Below are 18,617 nucleotides of genomic sequence, written 5' to 3' on the forward strand. Positions count from 1 at the left end.
AATTTAACTAAATATTTCATATATTATATTGAATGTTTATGCAAGTTCAACATCTTCTTGAAAAACATTGACATATTTCTTTCCGCCCTTACCTTTAGTTACGAAAGAAACTTTTCCATCAACCTTAGCAAAAAGTGTGTCATCTCCACCACGTCCAACATTTTCTCCTGGGTTTATTTTTGTTCCTCTTTGTCTTACAAGGATAGAGCCTGCAAGCACATAAGAACCGTCACCCTTCTTAACACCAAGTCTTTTAGCATTAGAATCACGACCATTCTTAGAAGAACCAACTCCCTTTTTAGAAGAGAAAAGTTCCAAATTAAACTTTATCATATCACACCTCCAATTTTAAATAACGGGGATAAGTTTCATCTATCTTCTTAAGTCCTAAAATTAAATACTTAAAAGCAAATTGAACCTTATCATCTATATAATTTTCACAAATTTTTATGCTTAAAAAACCGTCGCTGACTTCTTCTTTTATGTCCTCATCACGAAAACCTAAAAGCTCTATTAAGGAAAAGTAAAAAGTTTCAGTAAGGGCAGATATTCCTGCACAAACTATTCTTTCATACTCTCCACCATCAGCATGACCACTAGCTTTAAAGCCGTAATAATAATCTTTTTCTTTGAAAAATTTTATCTTAGTCATTAACCTATATTTTCGATTTCAACTAGGCTGAAAGGTTGACGATGTCCTTTCTTACTTCTTTGATTCTTCTTAGCTTTATATTTGTAAACAACAACTTTCTTATCTTTTGCTTGTAAAAGAACTTTGCCTTCTACTTTTGCTCCTTCAAGGTATGGCTTTCCAACCTTAATACCATTATCAGAAATAACTAAAACTTTATCAAAAGTTACTTTTTCTCCTTCTTTGATATCAAGTTTTTCAACCTTAATCTTATCACCTTGACAAACTCTATATTGTTTACCACCTGTTTCAATTACTGCGTACATTGTAGCACCTCCTCATTACAAGACTCGCCATAAAGGTAAAATTTTTGACCTTTTCTGTGCGGTTACATTTAAGTATAATAGCATAAATAGCCAAAAGTATCAAGAAAAATTTTACAATTTTCCCTTCTTTAGTTATTATAATACTAAGGAGGGAAATATGAAAATATTATTTTTAAATAAAGATTATATTCTTAGGGCTATTTCCATGAAAGAAGTTATAGAAGAAGACGAAAAAGCTTTTGTTATCACTTCAGATAAAAATGCAAATATTCCCTTAAGGACAAATGTTGATATAAAAAAATACAAAGGTCAAGCCTTATATATGCCTGGTTATATACCTGAAGAAGAGATTTCTGGTCAAAAAATTATTTCAATTTATCCTGAAAATATTAATAAAAACTTACCTTCGGCTCCTTCAACTATGATTCTTTTAGATGCACAAACAGGTTTTGTAAAAGCAATTATTGATGGAACTATACTTACAAGATTAAGAACAGGGGCAATGTCTGGAGTTGCATCAAAATATCTTTCAAGAAAAGATTCAAAAATATTTTTACTTATAGGTACAGGCGGTCAGGCTCAATCCCAACTTGAAGCTGTCTTGACAGTCCGTCAAATTGAAGAAGTTTATGTATCTGATACTAATTTCAAACGTGCTCAAGAATTTTCTTTTGAAATGCAAGAAAAATTCAAAGATAAATTTGATGTAAAAATAATGCCTATAAAATCTCCTAACGATATTGTACCTAAAGCCGATATAATTACGACTGTAACTACTTCAAAAACCCCTAGCTTTGATGGCAAGCTAATAAAAAAAGGAACTCACATAAATTCTATAGGCTCCTATACACCTGATGCTCAGGAAACTCCTGTAGAAGTTCTAAAAAAATCTTCAAAAATCTATTTTGATTCTTATGATGCTGTTTTATCTGAATCTGGTGATGTTATTATTCCTATAAATAAGGGAGAATTTTCTAAAGATAAAATTACTGGTGAAATAGGTCAACTCATAAAAGGAAATAAAAAACCTAGAGAAAATGATGATGAAATAACTTGGTTTAAAGCAGTAGGAACTGCAGTTTTAGACCTTGTTGTTGGAGAAAAGATATATAAAAAAGCTATAAAAAATAATATAGGAGAATTTTTAGAATTTTAAAAAAACGGCTGAGTCTTTTATAGACCAGCCGTTGATATTTATATTTGATTTTTAAGCTTCTTCTGCTTTGCCTTCTTTAAATTTTGAAATTATAAGAGCTATTAATACACCGACTATCATTGGCACAACCCAATATAAACCGAGTTTTGTTAAAGGTAATATGTCAAAAAGTTTTTGCAAGGGGCTTGAAATTCCACGTTCAACAAGAACTGCCAAAAATCCCAAAATTAAATTAATATATACTGGAATTTGATAAACTAAATCATATTTTATCCACTTGTTAAACATACCAAGAATTATAAGAGTTGTAATACAAGGATATATTACTTCAAGAATTGGTGCAGAAATTTTTATAATTTCAGAAACTCCCAAAACTGATATGAATCCACTAACAACTGCTGCAACTACAACTAATTGCCTATAAGAAAATCTTCCATTTAATAGATTAGTAAAATAAGAAGCAGTGGCTGATACAAGTCCTATTGCTGTAGTTAAACAAGCAAGAAGAACAATTATTGCAATTACATAAACGCCAACTGTACCCAAAACTCTGTTAGTAATATCTACTAATAATTTTGTATTATCTATATCAATAGGCACAAGCATATTTCCTGAATAAGTTGCACCGATATGAGCAAGACCTCCATATACAAGAGCTAGACAAATAGTTGCAGTTAGACCGGATAAAATTGTCATTTTAAATTCTTTATTTTTGTCATTTAATTTTAAAGTTTTAACTTCACCGATAACTACAAGGGAAAACATACAGCTTGCAAGTGCATCCATAGTTTGATAGCCGTCACGAAGGCCCTTTCTTATTACACCATCTACAAGAGCCTTATCAGCTATTGGTCCAACAGGATGAATGAAAGCTTTTATAATTAAAATTCCTACAGAAACAAGTAAAGCTGGAGTTAAAAATTTCCCTACAATATCTACAACTCTATTTGCTCTTATTGTTAATAAAATACATACCAAAAAGAAAATAAAGGAAAAAAGATATTTAGAAAAAGAATCACCAAATATTGGAATTATTGCAATTTCATAAGATGTCGCTGCTGTTCTTGGCATTGCAAGAAAAGGTCCAATACAAAGAATTATTGCTAAAGATACTGCCACCGCAAATTTTCTATTAACTCTTGAACCAAGTTTAATTATATCACCATCAAAATTAGCCAGGGCTATAATACCAATAAGACCAAAGCCCGCATCAGCGATGCTAAATCCTAGGGTAGAAAGTCCCCATTTACTACCACTTATGAAGCCAAGATAAGGTGGGAAAATTAAATTTCCAGCCCCAAAAAACATGGCGAAAAGTGCAAAACCAATGACTAAGATTTTAGTCATTCTCCCTTTAATCATAATCTCCTCCTTTATAAAATTTATTCAGTAAGTAAAATGTATAAGGGTTATTTTAACCCTTTTCTAAAGATATTTCAAGGTAATAAAGCCACTAAATTGATTTTTTAGTAGGTTTTCTTGATTTTGTTTATATATTTATTTTCACCTAAAACGGTAATTAAATCATCACCCTCTATAACGAAGTCAAAGGATGGATTAACAAACATTTCTTTTTCTCTTTGAATAAAAAGTATAGAACATTTATATTTTTCCCTAAACTTCAGATCCATTAATTTTTTTCCAATCCAATTTTTATCAACTTCAACTTCAACAATAGAATAATCTTTAGAAAATTCTATAGAATCAATAATATTTTCTCCAGATAAAATATCCGCTAACCTATGCCCCATTTCTTTTTCTGGCTCTATTATTTTATCTGCACCTACACGGGATAAGATTTCACCAGCCCTGTTATTAGATGCTTTTGCAACAATCTTTTTTATGTTAGCCTCTTTACAAGATAAAACTGCTAGGATTTCTGCCTCTAAATTTTGGGCAACACTAACTATCGCCACATCAAAATTGGAAAGTCCCAATTCTTTTACAGCATTTTCATCTGTAACGTCACAGACAACTGCTGTTGTAACATTAGGCGCAATTCTATTGATTAATTCTTCATCCTTATCAACTGCCATTACATCTTGCCCTAATTCATATAATCTTTTAGCAACTGTGGAACCAAATCTTCCACAGCCTATTACTACAAAATTTCTCATATTTTACCCCACTATAATTTTTCCTTTTGCATATTTTGTTAATTTTTTATTTTTTCTCTTCAATACTCCCAAGGCTACAGTAGTTGGACCAACTCTACCTATAAACATTAAAAACGTCAATATTATTTTTGAAATATTTGAAAGAAATGGAGTTATCCCCCTTGTAATACCGACAGTACCAAAGGCTGAAACAGTTTCATAAAGTATATCAAGGAAGAAAAATTTTTCACCCTCTATAAGAGTTATAACCATTGATACAAATAAAACAATACCTGAAGCTAAAAAGAATATTGTAATGGATCTTAAAATTACTTCCATTGGTATTCTCTTTTTGAAAATTGAAACCTCTTCATCTCCTCTTAAAACCGAGAAAGTACTCATAACTAAAACCCCAAAAGTTGTTGTCTTAATACCTCCTCCAGTTGATGCCGGTGAAGCACCAATAAACATTAGTAAAATTGTTAAAACAACTGATGAACCTTTCATTAATCCTATATTAAGAGAATTAAAACCAGCCGTTCTTGAAGTTACCGACATAAAAAACGAAGACAAAATTTTTTCTTTTTGTGTGAATCCATGCATAGATGGTTCTTTATATTCCAATAGATAAAATGAAATTGTCCCGAATAATATCAAAAATGCTGTAATAGTTAAAGCCACTTTAGAATGTAGGGCTAATTTTCTAAATCTTCTAGACTTATATACATCATAAAAAACTGAATATCCCAAACCTCCAATGATTATTAGAAATGCAATACTTAAATTAATTACCAGATCTCCCTTAAAGTCTACTAAGGAATTTCCAAAAATATCAAAGCCAGCATTACAAAAAGCTGAGATAGAATGGAATAAAGAATATATTAAGCCTGTAAAAGCACCATAAATTTGATTAAGTCTTATATATAAAACTGAAGCTCCCATAAATTCTACCACTAAAGAAAATATAATGATATTTTTTGATAATTTAACTATGCCGCTATAAGAATCCAGTCCTGCCCCTTCTTTAATAAGAAGTCTTTCAGTAAGTCCTATCTTTCTTCCTAACATCAAAGATACTAAAGAAATGATAAGCATTGTTCCAAGACCGCCCATTTGAATAAGTAAAATAATTACAAACTTTCCAAAAACTGACCAATACGAAGTTGTATTAACTACAACAAGCCCTGTAACACAAGATGCGGATGCTGATGTAAATAGGGCATTAATAAAGCCTATTGATTTTCCATTTTTGGATGCAATAGGTAATGCCAAAAGAATCGCACCTATTAAAATTAAAATTAAAAAAGATAGGGATATAATAAGTTCTGGCTTTTTCACCCATCTTTTAATAATAGCTTTAAAAATTTTAAACAATTTATTTTTCATTCAATAAAACTCCCTGTTATCTAATATATACTTAAAATGAAAAAAAAGAAACAGAAATTTACATAATTATTAAATTAAATTTTTGTAAAAGAAAATTATAAAGCTTATATATAAAAATACTCTGATAAAAAATTAAATATCCTATGCCAAAGCTATGATATTCACAATTTGATAAAAAGATATAAAAAGAAGGGTGACAAGAGCCACCCACTTATTATTTTAATATAAATCAATATATTTTTTTTAATAATCTGTTTGTAATTTGTCCAGTAACAATAACCAAAAATGTTTCAATAGCAACCTTTACTACCCTTGTTGGTAGCAAGACTAAAAATCCATTGCCATATAATTGTGATAACCATAAGGTATTTAATAGACAATGAACAATTATAGCTACTGCTATGCACGAAACTGCAATAACTAGATTATCTGACTTATTCTTCATGAAATAGTAGGAAATAAGTCCTGGAATTAAGCCTGTAAGCATTGCGGATAAAGTAAAACCAAAATGCACTGTTCCTTGAGAATTAATAATAATCCCTAATAAATCTTCAACTACACCACAAATAGCTCCGACAAAGGGACCGTATAAAGTACCTGTAAGAACAATTGGCATCCAACCTATTCCTAATCTCAAATTTTCTGTAAGCATCACAGACAAAAACCTAGTTAAAATAATTGCAAGAGCAACTAAAATAGCTGATCTTGTTAAAGTTTTTGTAGACATGACTTGTCTTTGCATAAAAAAAGCTCCTTTCTTAAAAATAAGACAGAGCTAAACAGCGGTCGCAATAAAGAATCATAAGACTCTGCTTTTCGTCTAAGAGCAACTACCCATCTCTTAGCACTTGACGCTCTTTACCTACTCTGTTAATATCCATTATAGAATAAACTAAAAATTAAAACAAGTAAAAGAGGTTAATATGACATATATAAAATGGTTAATAGAAAGAAAAACACCTATGGTGGATTTTACTGTTGAAAATGTAGCCTTTCTTCTAGAAAAATTAAATAAGCCTCAAGATAGGATTAAAACTATCCATATAAGTGGTACTAATGGCAAAGGCTCATTAGTATTTTACCTTGAAAATGCTCTTTTTCTTAATAATTATAAGGTAGGAACTTTTACATCTCCTTATATGACAGATATTAATGATTCTATTGAGATAAATGGACAAAAAATTTCAAATGAAGATTATGAAAATGTATTGGCAAAAATTTATCCAATTGTTTTAGAAATGGATAAAATTAATAAGTATGTAACAGGATTTGAAATACAAGTTGCAGCAGCTTTTCTTTATTTCTATGAAAAAAAAGTTGATGTTGCAATTATTGAGGTTGGCATGGGTGGACGATTTGATGCAACAAATGTTATGAAATCACCTCTACTTAGTGCTTTTACAAGCATATCCCTTGACCATGCAAATCTCTTAGGAAAAACTTTAAAAGAAATTGCATGGAATAAGGGAGGAATAATAAAAAAATCTAGACCAACTTTTTTGTACCCCCAAAAAGAAGAAGTTTACAAAGAGTTAAAAGAAATTGCCGATGAAAATAATTCTGAAATTTACAAGTTTGATTTTTCAGAAATTAATATTATAAATGAGGATATAAATGGAAATGAATTTTCTTTTAGAGAATATAAAAATGTTAGGACATCATTAATTGGTCGACATCAAGTCTACAATGCATCTCTTGCCCTATCAATACTTAGCTATTTAAAAAATTTTTTTGTACTTGATGATGAAAAAATAAGGCAAGGAATTTATAAGACAACAAACCCAGCAAGGTTAGAAATCATATCAGATAAACCTTTGATTTTAATGGATGGCTCTCACAACGAAGAATCTATAAATTCTCTGATATCAAACTTAAATAAATTTAATTATGAAAAATTAATTCTTGGCTTTTCAATATTAAGGGATAAAGAAAGAGAAAAAATAATAAAAAAATTGGCAAAATATGCAGATACAGTTGTTTTAACAGACATTGATTCTGATAGAAAATCAGATATAAATGATTTATATAACATTTTTAAATCTTATACTGATAAGAAAATTTATATGGAAACTGATATAGAAAAAGCAGTTAATAAAACTCTAGAGCTCTCCTCTAAAAAAGATTTAATATTGTGGTGTGGAAGTTTATATCTAATAAAAGATATAAGGCGTTTTTTAAAAAATCATAAATAGATAATTAATTAAAGAAAAAAGTAGCAATATGAAACTGCTACTTTTTTTAAATAGAAAATTAAATTAATTATTTTTTTCAAGGGTTGTCCTAAAGAAAAGTCCGCCAAATAAACTTATTTAATCAGAAATTTGTATCAAATTATCTCAAAGACAAAGGCTTGTCTAAAATTTCTTTTATAATAACAGCATTGGCCAGGTCTGAATCCAAAAAATGCAAATCAAATTCCCTTGAATCAGTTTTTTCACTATCTTTTCCACTAACTTCAACGTCATCAGAAGCTTTTTTGATTTCCATTTTGTAAGCTTCTTCTTTTTTTTCTAACTGGTCATAGTATGCCTTTATCTGATTTTTTTCCTCTTGGGCCTTTCTCAAATATTCCTTATTGTCAAATTTTTTTACATTACTGTTTTCCTTCTTTTCAAATAAATTTTTAACAAAATCATGTGCCATTTCTCTATTTGAATCAACTCCATGAGATAAGATGTCCTTCAACTCTTGAAATGCACTATTATATTCTGGACTTCGTGGTTCTTTTTGAAGTTTTTTATTTGTAAGAATAGGATTTTTAGAAATGCTCTTTATAATCTCCCTATTTCTTTTAGCACTTTCAGATGAGAATTTTATTTCTCTTTCTTTATTTTCTTTAAGTTTTTTGGAATATTCTGTTTCCTTAGAAGATGTTTTTACTCTTCCTCTCGCCTTCGACTTCTTTAAAATGTTAGACAAAGAAAAAGCGTAAGCAACAATAATTAAAAAAATTGAAATTTTTGGCATTATTTATTTTCCTTTTTAGTTTTATCACTGGTCTTAGAGATAGAATTTCTCATATCTGTATCTGAATTTAAATTTTTAATCTTATAATAATCTATAGCTCCTAAATTTCCAGATTTTAAAGCTTGTGCCATTGCAATAGGAACTTCTGATTCTGCTTCAACAACCTTAGCTCTCATAGCTTCAACTTCAGCCTTCATTTCTTGTTCACGAGCAAGAGCCATGGCACGTCTTTCGCTAGCCTTTGCTTCAGCAATTCTCTTATCAGCTTCAGCTTGGTCTGTTTGAAGCCTAGCACCTATATTTCTAGCTACATCTACATCTGCAATATCAATTGATAAAATTTCATAAGCTGTTCCAGAATCAAGTCCCTTTTCTAAAACTACTTTTGAAATTGTGTCTGGATTTTCCAAAACTGATTTATAAGATTTAGAAGAACCTACAGTTGTTACAATACCTTCACCAACTCTAGCTATTATAGTTTCTTCTCCAGCTCCACCGACAAGTCTATCAATGTTTGCCCTTACTGTAACTTTTGCTTTTACAATAACTTCAATACCATCTTGAGCAACCGCTGAAATATTTGGAGTTTCTATAACTTTTGGATTTACAGAAACTTGCACAGCTTCCAAAACATTTCTACCAGCCAAATCTATAGCTGCAGCTCTTTCAAATTGAAGAGGTATGTTTGCTCTTTGGGCAGCAATTAAGGCATCTACAAGAGTATTTACATTTCCTCCTGCTAAGTAGTGGGCTTCAAGACCAGAAATATCAAGGTTAAGACCTGCTTTTGTAGCCTTTATGGATGGATTTACAATCCTTGATGGTCTTACACGTCTTAACTTCATACCCACAAGATCAGAAATTTTAATTCTTACACCTGAGAAAAATGCCGTAATCCAAAGTCCCACAGGTACAAAAGAAAAAAACATTATTAAAAATACGAACACTAAGATTATGATTCCTAAAGAACCAACTTGAAAAATATTAGTCATATACACTCCTTTAATCAATTTTTTTCAACAAAAATTTTTGAACCACTAATTTTTATTATAACAACTTTTTCATCTTTATCTATATAAGAATTTGAAGAAATAACCTCAAATTCTCCCTTACATCTTTCATCTTCCTTATTATTTATAAGTCTTGCCTTTCCTACAGGTCTTAAAGGGCTTATAGTTAAAAGAATATCTCCAACTTTTACACAAGGACTATCAACGCTTAAATAACCTTGTTCGCTTGAAGATTCTTTTTTTAGTAAAAATTTGTCTAAAATTTTCAAATTATAACCCAATTTAAAAAGTATAAATCCAAGAATTAAGGAAATTATCAAAGCTATAGCCAAAGATACTAGGGCAAAGGTAAAATCTCCCATTGAATTAATTAAACCTAAGGCTAAAAGAATCATACCTGAAATACCGGGTAGACCAAAACCAGGGACTAAAAGTTCTATAAAGATAAGGATGATACCAACCATAAACATAACAAAACTGCTTATACTAGCACTTCCTGCCGAAAAGGTACCTAAAAAGAATAGGAATATACTTATTATTGAAATGAGTCCACCTAGACCAAACCCTGGACTAAAAATTTCAAAGACAATAGCCATCATGGCAATAGTTAGTAAAATTCTATGAACATTTCTATTTAGCAGTAGCTTCTCTAAAGTGTTTGCTAAAGAATTATCTTCATTATTTCTATTTGAAGAACTAAGATCACTATAATTTTTTGAGCTTACATAAGATAAGGTATAAGATCTATCCTTGTCAAAAATTTCTTGGGCAAAAACATTTGAAAAAGAAACTGCAAAAATTAGCATTAAAATAATTGCTATAAACTTCTTCATATAAACCTCCTATTTATTTATACCCATAAAAAATACCTTCTAAGAAATTTTTATTCTAATAGATATTATATATTATTTTCTTGTTACAATGTGTAAATAATAAAAAAAGTATCTATAGTTTTGAAAAATCCATATTAAATTAAAAATATTATCTAATATTCCTACCACTATATTTCCCCTTAATATAAGACAATCATATATGTAATAAATTTATTTTAATTCCAAGGGCAATTTGAAAATCCAAAATTTATCAATTTACTTTAAAATATATTAAGTTTTTTAACAATTATCATTATCTATAAACTATAATATAAGCGTATAAGGAGGTTACTTATGTATATTAGAAAAGTCAGTCATATAGGTCTTACAGTTACAAATTTACAAAGGTCTATAGAATTTTATAGAGATATATTAGGTTTATACTACAAGGGTCAAATGGTGATGGAGGGAGCTTCTTCAGATGAGCTTTTCCAAAAGAAAAATATTTACGCAAAAGTAGGATATCTTTCTTATTCAAAAGAAAATTCTCCAGCCGATATAGAGCTTATTGAGTTTGTTGGAACTCCAATTACAAAAAGAAGTCCTAGTTTATTTGAAACTTCAATTTCAGAGTTATGTTTTGAAGTTTGGGATATAGAAAAATTTTATGAAATGCTCAAAGCAAAAAACGTAAAAACTATGTCTAGTCCTCAAGAATTTGATTCTACAAAGTATGGTATGGGAAAAAGTAAAGCCTTATATTTTTATGACCCAGACGGAAATATATTAGAAGCAATAACACCAATAGATTAATACTTATAATAAAAAAACCTAGGATATTTTCCTAGGTTAATTTAATAATTCTCTTGCTATTTTATTAACAGCGTTACCGTCAGCCTTTCCTTTTACTTGCGGCATGACAGCTTTCATCAATTTTCCAATGTCTTTCATTGAGGAAATATTTTCTTTATCAATTGCATCTTTTACAATTTCTTTTAAATCTTCTTGGGAAAGCTGTTTTGGTAAATATTCCAACAGAATTTTCATTTCGTCTTCAGTTTGTTTTACTAAATCTTCCCTATTTCCTTTTTTGAAATCTTCAATTGATGATTTTTTCTCTTTTAACTGCTTTGATATAATTGTGAGAATATCTTCGTCAGTAAGCTCAATACGTTCATCAACTTCTCTTTGTTTAATGGCTGAGCGTATTAGAGTTATAACATCTTTTCTTAATTTGTTATGGCTCTTCATTGCATCTTTAAGGTCTGCCATTAACTTGTCTTTTATAGACATAATTCACCCTCTTTAGAATCTATGCTTTTTACGACGCGCTTCTTCAGATTTTTTCTTTCTTCTTACGCTTGGTTTTTCGTAATGTTCTCTTTTTCTAACTTCTTTTAAAACTCCACTATTGGCGCATTGTCTCTTAAATCTTTTAAGAGCATTGTCTAAAGATTCATTTTCTCCAACCCTAATTTCTGACAAAATATCCCTCCTCTCATAGAAAAGAGTCGCCTCTCGGCATCAGAAATATTATATAATAAATTAATAGAAACTTCAATATTATTTTACAAATTCCTATAAAATCAATATTTACAGATAATTAATCTTCATATAAATAATTATATGATAAAATCTCTCCATTGTTATTTCTTATGTCAAAATCTCTATATATCTTTTTAACTTCTTTTAATAAAATAAATAAACCTATTATATTTGGTATTACCATAAGACCATTAAACATGTCCGCCATTTCCCAAACTAATTCAATTTTTAATACTGAGCCTAAAATTATAAATAAAAGTACCAAAAATTGATAAATTCTCAAATAAACTTTTTTCTTGAATAAAAATTTAATGTTTGATTCTCCAAAATAATACCAACCTACAAGAGTGGTGAAGGCAAAGAATGTTAAAGAAATTGCCAAGAAAGATGAACCAACTTTTCCAAAAGCAATTTTAAAAGCTTCCATTGTAATCATTACAGATTGAAGGCTGTCTATTTGATAAGTCTTTGTTGCAATTACAACCACTGATGTTGCAGTACATACAAGCATAGTGTCAACAAAAACTCCAATCATTGCAACGCAGCCTTGTATTACTGGATGATCAACATGGGCAACCGCATGAGAATTTGGTGTTGAACCCATACCAGCTTCATTGGAAAAAAGTCCTCTTGCAATCCCATATCTTATGGCAGTTTTAACAGCAATACCTGTAGCTCCACCTAAAAGTGCCTTAGATGAAAAAGCACCTTCAAAAATTGCTTTAAAAGTAGGACCAATCATATTTGAAAATCTTACCATTACAACTATTGAACCTAATAAATAAATTACAGCCATAAATGGCACGACTGTTTCTGCAAACTTTGCAATTCTTCCCATTCCACCTATAAAAATAAATGCAGCAAAAACAGAAATAACAAAACCTATAATAATTGCAGGCATATTAAAAGCTTCTGCTAATGCAAGGCTTATGGAATTAGATTGCACCATATTACCAACAAAGCCTAGGGCAACAACAATTAAAACTGCAAAAGTTGTTGCTAAAAACTTTCCTAGATTTTCAAAACCTTTATTTTTTAGACCTTGTGATAAATAATAAGCAGGCCCACCTACTAAATCACCGTTTCTTCTTCTCCTGTATTTTTGAGCAAGAATTGCCTCTACTGAAATTGTGGACATACCAAAAATTGCTGTCATCCACATCCAAAAAACTGCTCCAGGACCTCCCATTGAAATGGCGGCAGCAACTCCACCTATATTTCCTGTACCAACTTGAGCAGCTACTGCTGTTGCCAAGGCTTGAAAAGATGACATTGAGCCTTTTTTAGTTTTTTTCTTATTAAAAATTCCTCCAAACGTCGATTTAAAACCTATAGGCAACCTTTTCAACTGAGGAAATCCTAAATAAATAGTGGAGAAAATTCCAAAACCTAGCAATATTATCATCATAGGTGGTCCCCACAAAATACTATTAATATTTTTAACAATATTAGTTAAATCAAGCATATATCTTCTCCTTAAAAAATTATAAAAAATAGCATGCAAAATCTTGCATGCCATAGATTATAACATAACTTTTAGTTTTAATAAATTAGTTCTGTACTACTTTTTTTCTTTTCTTAACTTTCTTCATTCTAAAAAAGTCTTCTCTTTCCTTTTCTCCTAAAATATCTTCAATATATTTTACTGTATTTTCAAATCTCGGAATTTGAATTTTGTCTAAGGCATTAGCTCTTTTTACTGTTTTCTTAATTTCATCAGCAAGTCTTATACATGAAGATTCAATCTGAGCCAATTCATAAATTAAATACAATAAATTTTGCATATTTATAGAAGTATCATCTAAATCCATAGTTGAATCATGGAAAGAATATTCTGTTTTAACTTTTTTCTTATTAAACTTTATTTCAGGAATATCAACACCCATAACTGAACGATTAATAATTTCAAAATCTTCTTCAGGTGCCACATCTTTTGAAATTTCAGAAAGAAGCTCACTACCCATTGATACTGTTGCTGATTTTAAAGAATCATATGTCTTATCAAAAGTCTTTGAAATTTCTTCCTGCAAATTTTCGGCCTTTTTATTTAATTCCATTATTTCCTTAATAAGAACAGTTCTTTTTCTGTCTAAAAGTTCATAACCTTTTCTTGCAAAAGAAAGTTGAGCCTTTATTGCTAAAAGATTAGCCTTTGTAGGAACTACCTTAGTTGCCATTTTCATCACCTAAATATTTTTCCACATATTTTGGGCTGATTCTGTCCAGATATTCACGTGGTAAAATTCTAAGCAATTTCCAACCTAAATCTAGTGTTTCACCAATAGACCTATTTTCATCTTGTTTTTGAGATAAAAATTCCTTTTCAAAAGCTGTTCCAAATTCCAAAACTTTCTTATCTCCATCAGATAAGTCATCTTGTCCAATAATTTGAGCCAAAGCCCTAACATCTTGAACCCTAGAATAAGATGAGAAAAGTTGGGCAGATAAATCTGCATGGTCTTCTCTTGTGTATCCTTCACCTATACCGTCTTTCATTAATCTTGAAAGAGAAGGTAGAATATTAATAGGTGGATAAATATCGCTTCCTTGTAAGTCACGAGAAAGAACTATTTGTCCTTCTGTAATATATCCTGTCAAGTCGGCTATTGGGTGTGTAATATCATCTGAGGGCATTGTCAAAATTGGTATAAGAGTTACTGAACCATCAATTCCCTTTATCATTCCTGCTCTTTCATACAAAGCAGCCAAATCTGAATAAAGGTGACCTGGATAACCCTTACGAGAAGGAACTTCTTCTCTACCTGATGAAACTTCACGAAGCGCTTCAGCATATGATGTAATATCTGTCATAATAACAAGCACATGAGTATTTTCTTCGTAAGCTAAATATTCAGCAGCAGTCAATGCACATTTTGGTGTTATAAGTCTTTCCATAATAGGATCGTCTGCGTAATTGATATACATTACAACCCTTTCATTAACTCCGGCATTTTTAAAAGCTTCTCTGAAAAAATCAGCTTCATCATGTTTAACTCCAATTGCAGCAAAAACTATGGCAAAATTTTCATTTTTATCTCCTGAAATTTTAGCTTGTCTAACTATTTGCGCTGCTAATTGATTGTGGTCAAGTCCTGATCCTGAAAATATAGGAAGTTTTTGACCTCTAATTAGAGTCATAAGTCCATCAATTGAAGAAATACCAGTTTGAATAAAGTTTCTTGGATATTCTCTGGCTACTGGATTAATAGGTCTACCACTAACATTGTAGAATTTACCTGAATAAATATCTCCACCTCTGTCTATTGGTTTTGCAATACCGTTAAAAACACGACCTAATATTTCTTTAGATAGAGGAACTTCAAAGGGAACTCCCGTAAATTCCAAGCCAGTATTATTTCCAGAAACTCCCATATTTGTTCCATAAACTTGAACAAGAGCTCTGTTGTCATCAATTTTTACGACTTCACCAACTTGTGTTTCATCTGTGGTTTTTGATTTAATCTTAACAACTTCTCCATAAGAAACTTGGTGGAGATTTGTAACTTCGATCAATGAGCCTTCAATTTTTTCTAGTGTAAAATATTCTTTTTTCATTCCGTCACCTCATACTTCACCATAAGATTGGAATAAAAACTTCTAACTTTATTATTTAATTCTACAAACTTATCCATTTGGTCATTTCCAATATTATATTTCATATTAATTACTTCGCCATAAATTTCGTCATTTCTGATTATGGATATTGGAATATTTTCAGATAATGCTTTTTTACCTTCTTCATAAAGAAGATCAATTGTTTTTAGCATTTCAAATTGTTTAGTTAAAGGCACAAAGGTATCTGTATCATTAAAAGCATTTTGTTGTAAAAATCCAACCTTTACCACTCTTGAAATTTCAAGCACTAACCTTGATTCATTAGGTAATACATCTTCACCAACAAGCATTACAATTTCATTTAATTTAGCTTCTTGATGCAAAAGGTCTAAAAATTTATTCTTTAATTTAGGTAAATCACCATCAAGATTTATATCATAGTAATTTTTAAGTGCATCATTATATTGTGAGTATGAATTCATCCAGTTAATTGCAGGATAGTGTCTTGCGTAGGCAAGGTCTTTATCTAAGGCGATAAATACATTAACAAATCTTTTTGTGTTTTCAGTAACTGGTTCAGAAAAGTCCCCACCAGCTGGAGATACAGCACCAATAAGTGTTACTGAACCTTCATGTCCTGAAAAACTTTCCACATAACCAGCTCTTTCATAGAACTCTGCAACCCTTGATGGTAAATATGCTGGGTATCCTTCTTCTGCAGGCATTTCTTCCAAACGTCCAGAAATTTCTCTTAAAGCTTCAGCCCAACGTGATGTAGAGTCAGCCATTAAAGCAACGTGATATCCTTGATCTCTAAAATATTCAGCGATAGTTACCCCTGTATAAATGCTGGCTTCACGGGCAGCTACTGGCATATTTGATGTATTTGCAATTAAAATTGTTCTTGACATCAAAGGTTTACCAGTGTTGGGGTCCATTAATTTTGGAAAATCTTCAAGAACTTCTGTCATTTCATTACCACGTTCACCGCAACCGATATAAACAATAATATCAGCATCACAATATTTTGCAATTTGGTGTTGGGTCATAGTTTTACCTGTACCAAATCCTCCTGGTATTGCTGTTGTACCACCCTTAGCTAAAGGGAAAAATACATCAAAAATTCTTTGTCCTGTAACTAAAAGCTTATTTATTGGAAGTCTTTCTAAGCATGGTCTTGGAACTCTGACTGGCCAATCTTGGCTAATTTTTACAGAAATTTCATTTCCTTCCTTGTCCCTAACTATAAGAACTTCTTCTTCTATATTGTATTTACCGTCACTTTTTACTGAAACAACTTCTCCCTCAACTCCAATTGGTATAAGAACTTTATGTGTGATTATATCTGTTTCAGGAACTTCAGCAAATATTTGACCTTGACTAACCTTATCTCCTACCTTTACAAGGAAGTGAGTTTGCCAAAGTTTTTCGGTGTCAAGAGAAATTAAGCCTATACCTTCTGGCATAAAATTGCCATGCTTATCTTTAATATTTGTAAGAGGTCTTTCAATACCATCAAAAATATTTGATATCAGACCAGGACCAAGTTTTACAGATAGTGGAGCCCCAGTTGAAACTATTGGACTTCCAGCTCTTAAGCCTTGTGTTTCTTCATAAACTTGTACTGTACCCAAGTCTTTTTCTATAGATATAACTTCCCCAATTAACTTTTCTTCACCTACTACAACCATTTCACGGATTTTAAAATCCTTCATGTTGTAACCAACAACTACGGGGCCATCAACGCTTTTTATATAAGCTGTATTCAATCTTCCACCTCTTTCATTATCAAATGTAACATTGAACCAATCTTATAACGACTATCTTCAATTTTTTCAGATAGACTCAGATTTATTTCGTAGTTCCCATTTTTATCAGAAATTATTAATCCACCAATTAATTTTTCAGGCAATCTTTTAAATTCCACTGAAATATTATGGCGTTTAGCCTCTTCCAATATTTTGTCTTTTAAAGCATCGCTCTCAGCATCTCTCAAATACACATAGATTTCATCATCATCTAAATCTTCTAAGGCTTTAGCAAAAGTGCCAAGGACATACTCGCTATAATTTTCTGTTTTTGTATAATCTTTTAATCTTATCCTTACCTTTTCCAAAAGTTGATCTAATTGTCTTTCAGCCTCAAAAAGTTCGGCAATACGATTTTCTTCATGAGCTTTTGAGACTAATTCATAACCATTTTTGTTAGCTAGATCAACTCTTCTTTTTACAATTTCAGAAGCTGTTTTTTTAAGCTCATCTTCTTTTTCTTTTAGTTTTTGATTATATAAATTCTTTTCATCCTCTAATTTTTTTCTACATTCTTCACTTTTTTTGGCATAAACCATATGTGTGAAAATTGTAATTTTATTTTCTAGTAAAATCATATTAACCTCATCAACTTATTTTAATTCCTATGGAGTCCTTAATATATTTAAGAATAAAATCTTTTTCCAATCCCTTCTTCAAATCCGGAATTGTAACTACAAGAGGCATTTTTTGTTCTTTAACTTTTATTAGCTCATCTTGGATTTTATCTTCAACTCCTCGTGTTAAAATAATTATTCCAATATTATTATCATGAGTAGCTGCATATAAATTCTTCTTAAGGTCCTCTTTATCCTTGCAATATACTCCTTTGACTCCAGCCAACCTAAGACCTGTTATTATATCTTTGCTGTCAGATAGAAGTATAGATTTCATTATAGTCTACCTAAAATCATTATAGAAATAATAAGTCCGTAAATTGCAATACCTTCAGCTAGTCCAAGGTAAATCATAGTCTTACCTAAAATTGATGAGTCTTCAGAAATAGCACCAATTGCTGCGGCACCTACTTGTGATACTGCAAGACCAGCACCAATTGAAGCAAGTCCTGTTGAAAGTCCTGCTGCTAAAAATCCTAAACCGCTACCTTGTTGAGGTGCATTTGTTGCTGCTCTAGTAATTTCTGGAACTAAAGTGATAACTCCAAATACAATTACTGGTACAAAAATAATCAAGTTAAGTCTGATAAAAGCTCTAATAAATTTTTGTGACTTCTTTTGTTTAGAAAGAATTACATAACCTGTGCTTGCGAATATAGCAACTAAGGCTAAAATTGATAAAATCATTAATTTTTCCATAATACTCTC

22 protein-coding genes and 1 riboswitch are annotated in these 18,617 nt (G+C 30.7%); of the genes, 3 read left to right on the top strand and 19 right to left on the bottom strand.

All coding sequences use genetic code 11. The features are described from left to right. Positions 1–36 precede the first annotated feature (36 nt). Genes rpmA through rplU form a run of 3 tightly spaced genes read right to left on the bottom strand, consistent with a single transcriptional unit; the run spans position 37 to position 957 of the window. On the bottom strand, positions 37–333 hold the full coding sequence (gene rpmA, locus F594_RS0107925) for a 50S ribosomal protein L27 (RefSeq protein WP_004825429.1): 297 nt from the start codon (positions 331–333) through the stop codon (positions 37–39). 1 nt (position 334) lies between these two features. Beyond that, complete coding sequence (locus F594_RS0107930; protein WP_004825649.1) at positions 335–652, bottom strand: ribosomal-processing cysteine protease Prp; 318 nt, start codon at positions 650–652, stop codon at positions 335–337. Next, positions 652–957: a 50S ribosomal protein L21 gene (rplU, locus tag F594_RS0107935; protein ID WP_009345513.1), complete on the bottom strand. Its 306-nt coding sequence runs from the start codon at positions 955–957 to the stop codon at positions 652–654. The genes F594_RS0107930 and rplU overlap by 1 nt, the downstream gene beginning before the upstream one ends. 157 nt (positions 958–1,114) lie before the next feature. Between rplU and F594_RS0107940 the strand changes: the two genes are divergently transcribed. Continuing rightward, positions 1,115–2,113: an ornithine cyclodeaminase gene (locus F594_RS0107940; RefSeq protein ID WP_019035196.1), complete on the top strand. Its 999-nt coding sequence runs from the start codon at positions 1,115–1,117 to the stop codon at positions 2,111–2,113. Positions 2,114–2,164: 51 nt separating this feature from the next. On the opposite strand, the gene brnQ is transcribed toward F594_RS0107940, so the two are convergent. From brnQ to F594_RS0107960, 4 genes are all read right to left on the bottom strand, one after another. Then, on the bottom strand, positions 2,165–3,475 hold the full coding sequence (brnQ, locus tag F594_RS0107945; RefSeq protein WP_019035197.1) for a branched-chain amino acid transport system II carrier protein: 1,311 nt from the start codon (positions 3,473–3,475) through the stop codon (positions 2,165–2,167). Positions 3,476–3,579: 104 nt separating this feature from the next. After that, the gene (locus F594_RS0107950; protein WP_009345602.1) at positions 3,580–4,230 is read right to left on the bottom strand and encodes a potassium channel family protein; all 651 of its coding nucleotides are present in this window, start codon (positions 4,228–4,230) and stop codon (positions 3,580–3,582) included. A gap of 3 nt (positions 4,231–4,233) precedes the next feature. Beyond that, positions 4,234–5,595 carry a TrkH family potassium uptake protein gene (locus F594_RS0107955; protein WP_019035198.1) on the bottom strand — a complete coding sequence of 454 codons (1,362 nt, stop codon included), beginning with the start codon at positions 5,593–5,595 and terminating at the stop codon, positions 4,234–4,236. A 229-nt stretch (positions 5,596–5,824) separates the two neighbouring features. Continuing rightward, positions 5,825–6,337, bottom strand: coding sequence for a folate family ECF transporter S component (locus F594_RS0107960; RefSeq protein WP_009345611.1), 513 nt, complete (start codon positions 6,335–6,337; stop codon positions 5,825–5,827). Between the two features lie 36 nt (positions 6,338–6,373). Then, positions 6,374–6,467: riboswitch (THF riboswitch) on the bottom strand. 51 nt (positions 6,468–6,518) lie between these two features. On the opposite strand from F594_RS0107960, the gene F594_RS0107965 reads away from it, so the two are divergent. Further along, positions 6,519–7,787: a bifunctional folylpolyglutamate synthase/dihydrofolate synthase gene (locus tag F594_RS0107965; protein WP_019035199.1), complete on the top strand. Its 1,269-nt coding sequence runs from the start codon at positions 6,519–6,521 to the stop codon at positions 7,785–7,787. Between the two features lie 139 nt (positions 7,788–7,926). On the opposite strand, the gene F594_RS0107970 is transcribed toward F594_RS0107965, so the two are convergent. From F594_RS0107970 to F594_RS0107980, 3 genes are read right to left on the bottom strand one after another with little or no spacing between them, the layout of a single operon-like run. Further along, the gene (locus tag F594_RS0107970; RefSeq protein WP_019035200.1) at positions 7,927–8,562 is read right to left on the bottom strand and encodes a hypothetical protein; all 636 of its coding nucleotides are present in this window, start codon (positions 8,560–8,562) and stop codon (positions 7,927–7,929) included. Further along, the gene (floA, locus tag F594_RS0107975) at positions 8,562–9,554 is read right to left on the bottom strand and encodes a flotillin-like protein FloA (RefSeq protein WP_019035201.1); all 993 of its coding nucleotides are present in this window, start codon (positions 9,552–9,554) and stop codon (positions 8,562–8,564) included. Before floA ends, F594_RS0107970 begins: the two co-directional genes overlap by 1 nt. Positions 9,555–9,568: 14 nt before the next feature. Then, positions 9,569–10,405, bottom strand: coding sequence for an NfeD family protein (locus F594_RS0107980; protein WP_019035202.1), 837 nt, complete (start codon positions 10,403–10,405; stop codon positions 9,569–9,571). Between the two features lie 333 nt (positions 10,406–10,738). Here F594_RS0107980 and F594_RS0107985 point away from each other — a divergent pair, with 333 nt between their 5' ends. Continuing rightward, positions 10,739–11,197: a VOC family protein gene (locus F594_RS0107985; RefSeq protein WP_019035203.1), complete on the top strand. Its 459-nt coding sequence runs from the start codon at positions 10,739–10,741 to the stop codon at positions 11,195–11,197. A 36-nt stretch (positions 11,198–11,233) separates the two neighbouring features. On the opposite strand, the gene F594_RS0107990 is transcribed toward F594_RS0107985, so the two are convergent. The 9 genes from F594_RS0107990 to F594_RS0108030 all read right to left on the bottom strand — a co-directional run bounded on the left by F594_RS0107990 (position 11,234) and on the right by F594_RS0108030 (position 18,608). Continuing rightward, entirely contained in the window at positions 11,234–11,677 is a 444-nt protein-coding gene (locus tag F594_RS0107990; RefSeq protein ID WP_009345559.1) for a GatB/YqeY domain-containing protein, read from the bottom strand. A gap of 12 nt (positions 11,678–11,689) precedes the next feature. Then, on the bottom strand, positions 11,690–11,869 hold the full coding sequence (gene rpsU, locus F594_RS0107995; RefSeq protein WP_004825452.1) for a 30S ribosomal protein S21: 180 nt from the start codon (positions 11,867–11,869) through the stop codon (positions 11,690–11,692). 118 nt (positions 11,870–11,987) lie between these two features. Next, on the bottom strand, positions 11,988–13,394 hold the full coding sequence (locus F594_RS0108000) for an alanine/glycine:cation symporter family protein (protein ID WP_019035204.1): 1,407 nt from the start codon (positions 13,392–13,394) through the stop codon (positions 11,988–11,990). Positions 13,395–13,479: 85 nt separating this feature from the next. Beyond that, positions 13,480–14,106 carry a V-type ATP synthase subunit D gene (locus F594_RS0108005; RefSeq protein ID WP_019035205.1) on the bottom strand — a complete coding sequence of 209 codons (627 nt, stop codon included), beginning with the start codon at positions 14,104–14,106 and terminating at the stop codon, positions 13,480–13,482. After that, on the bottom strand, positions 14,096–15,484 hold the full coding sequence (locus tag F594_RS0108010) for a V-type ATP synthase subunit B (RefSeq protein ID WP_019035206.1): 1,389 nt from the start codon (positions 15,482–15,484) through the stop codon (positions 14,096–14,098). The genes F594_RS0108005 and F594_RS0108010 overlap by 11 nt, the downstream gene beginning before the upstream one ends. Next, positions 15,481–17,253 (bottom strand): V-type ATP synthase subunit A, encoded by a 1,773-nt coding sequence (locus tag F594_RS0108015; protein ID WP_019035207.1) that lies wholly within the window; start codon positions 17,251–17,253, stop codon positions 15,481–15,483. Before F594_RS0108015 ends, F594_RS0108010 begins: the two co-directional genes overlap by 4 nt. Further along, positions 17,250–17,870 (bottom strand): V-type ATP synthase subunit E, encoded by a 621-nt coding sequence (locus F594_RS0108020; RefSeq protein WP_019035208.1) that lies wholly within the window; start codon positions 17,868–17,870, stop codon positions 17,250–17,252. Before F594_RS0108020 ends, F594_RS0108015 begins: the two co-directional genes overlap by 4 nt. A gap of 10 nt (positions 17,871–17,880) precedes the next feature. Then, positions 17,881–18,186, bottom strand: coding sequence for a V-type ATP synthase subunit F (locus tag F594_RS0108025; protein ID WP_004825552.1), 306 nt, complete (start codon positions 18,184–18,186; stop codon positions 17,881–17,883). Next, complete coding sequence (locus F594_RS0108030) at positions 18,186–18,608, bottom strand: ATP synthase subunit C (RefSeq protein ID WP_009345532.1); 423 nt, start codon at positions 18,606–18,608, stop codon at positions 18,186–18,188. Before F594_RS0108030 ends, F594_RS0108025 begins: the two co-directional genes overlap by 1 nt. Between the last annotated feature and the right edge of the window lie 9 nt (positions 18,609–18,617).

The sequence above is a fragment of the Peptoniphilus lacrimalis DSM 7455 genome (genome assembly GCF_000378725.1).
Classification (GTDB): Bacteria; Bacillota; Clostridia; order Tissierellales; family Peptoniphilaceae; genus Peptoniphilus_A; species Peptoniphilus_A lacrimalis.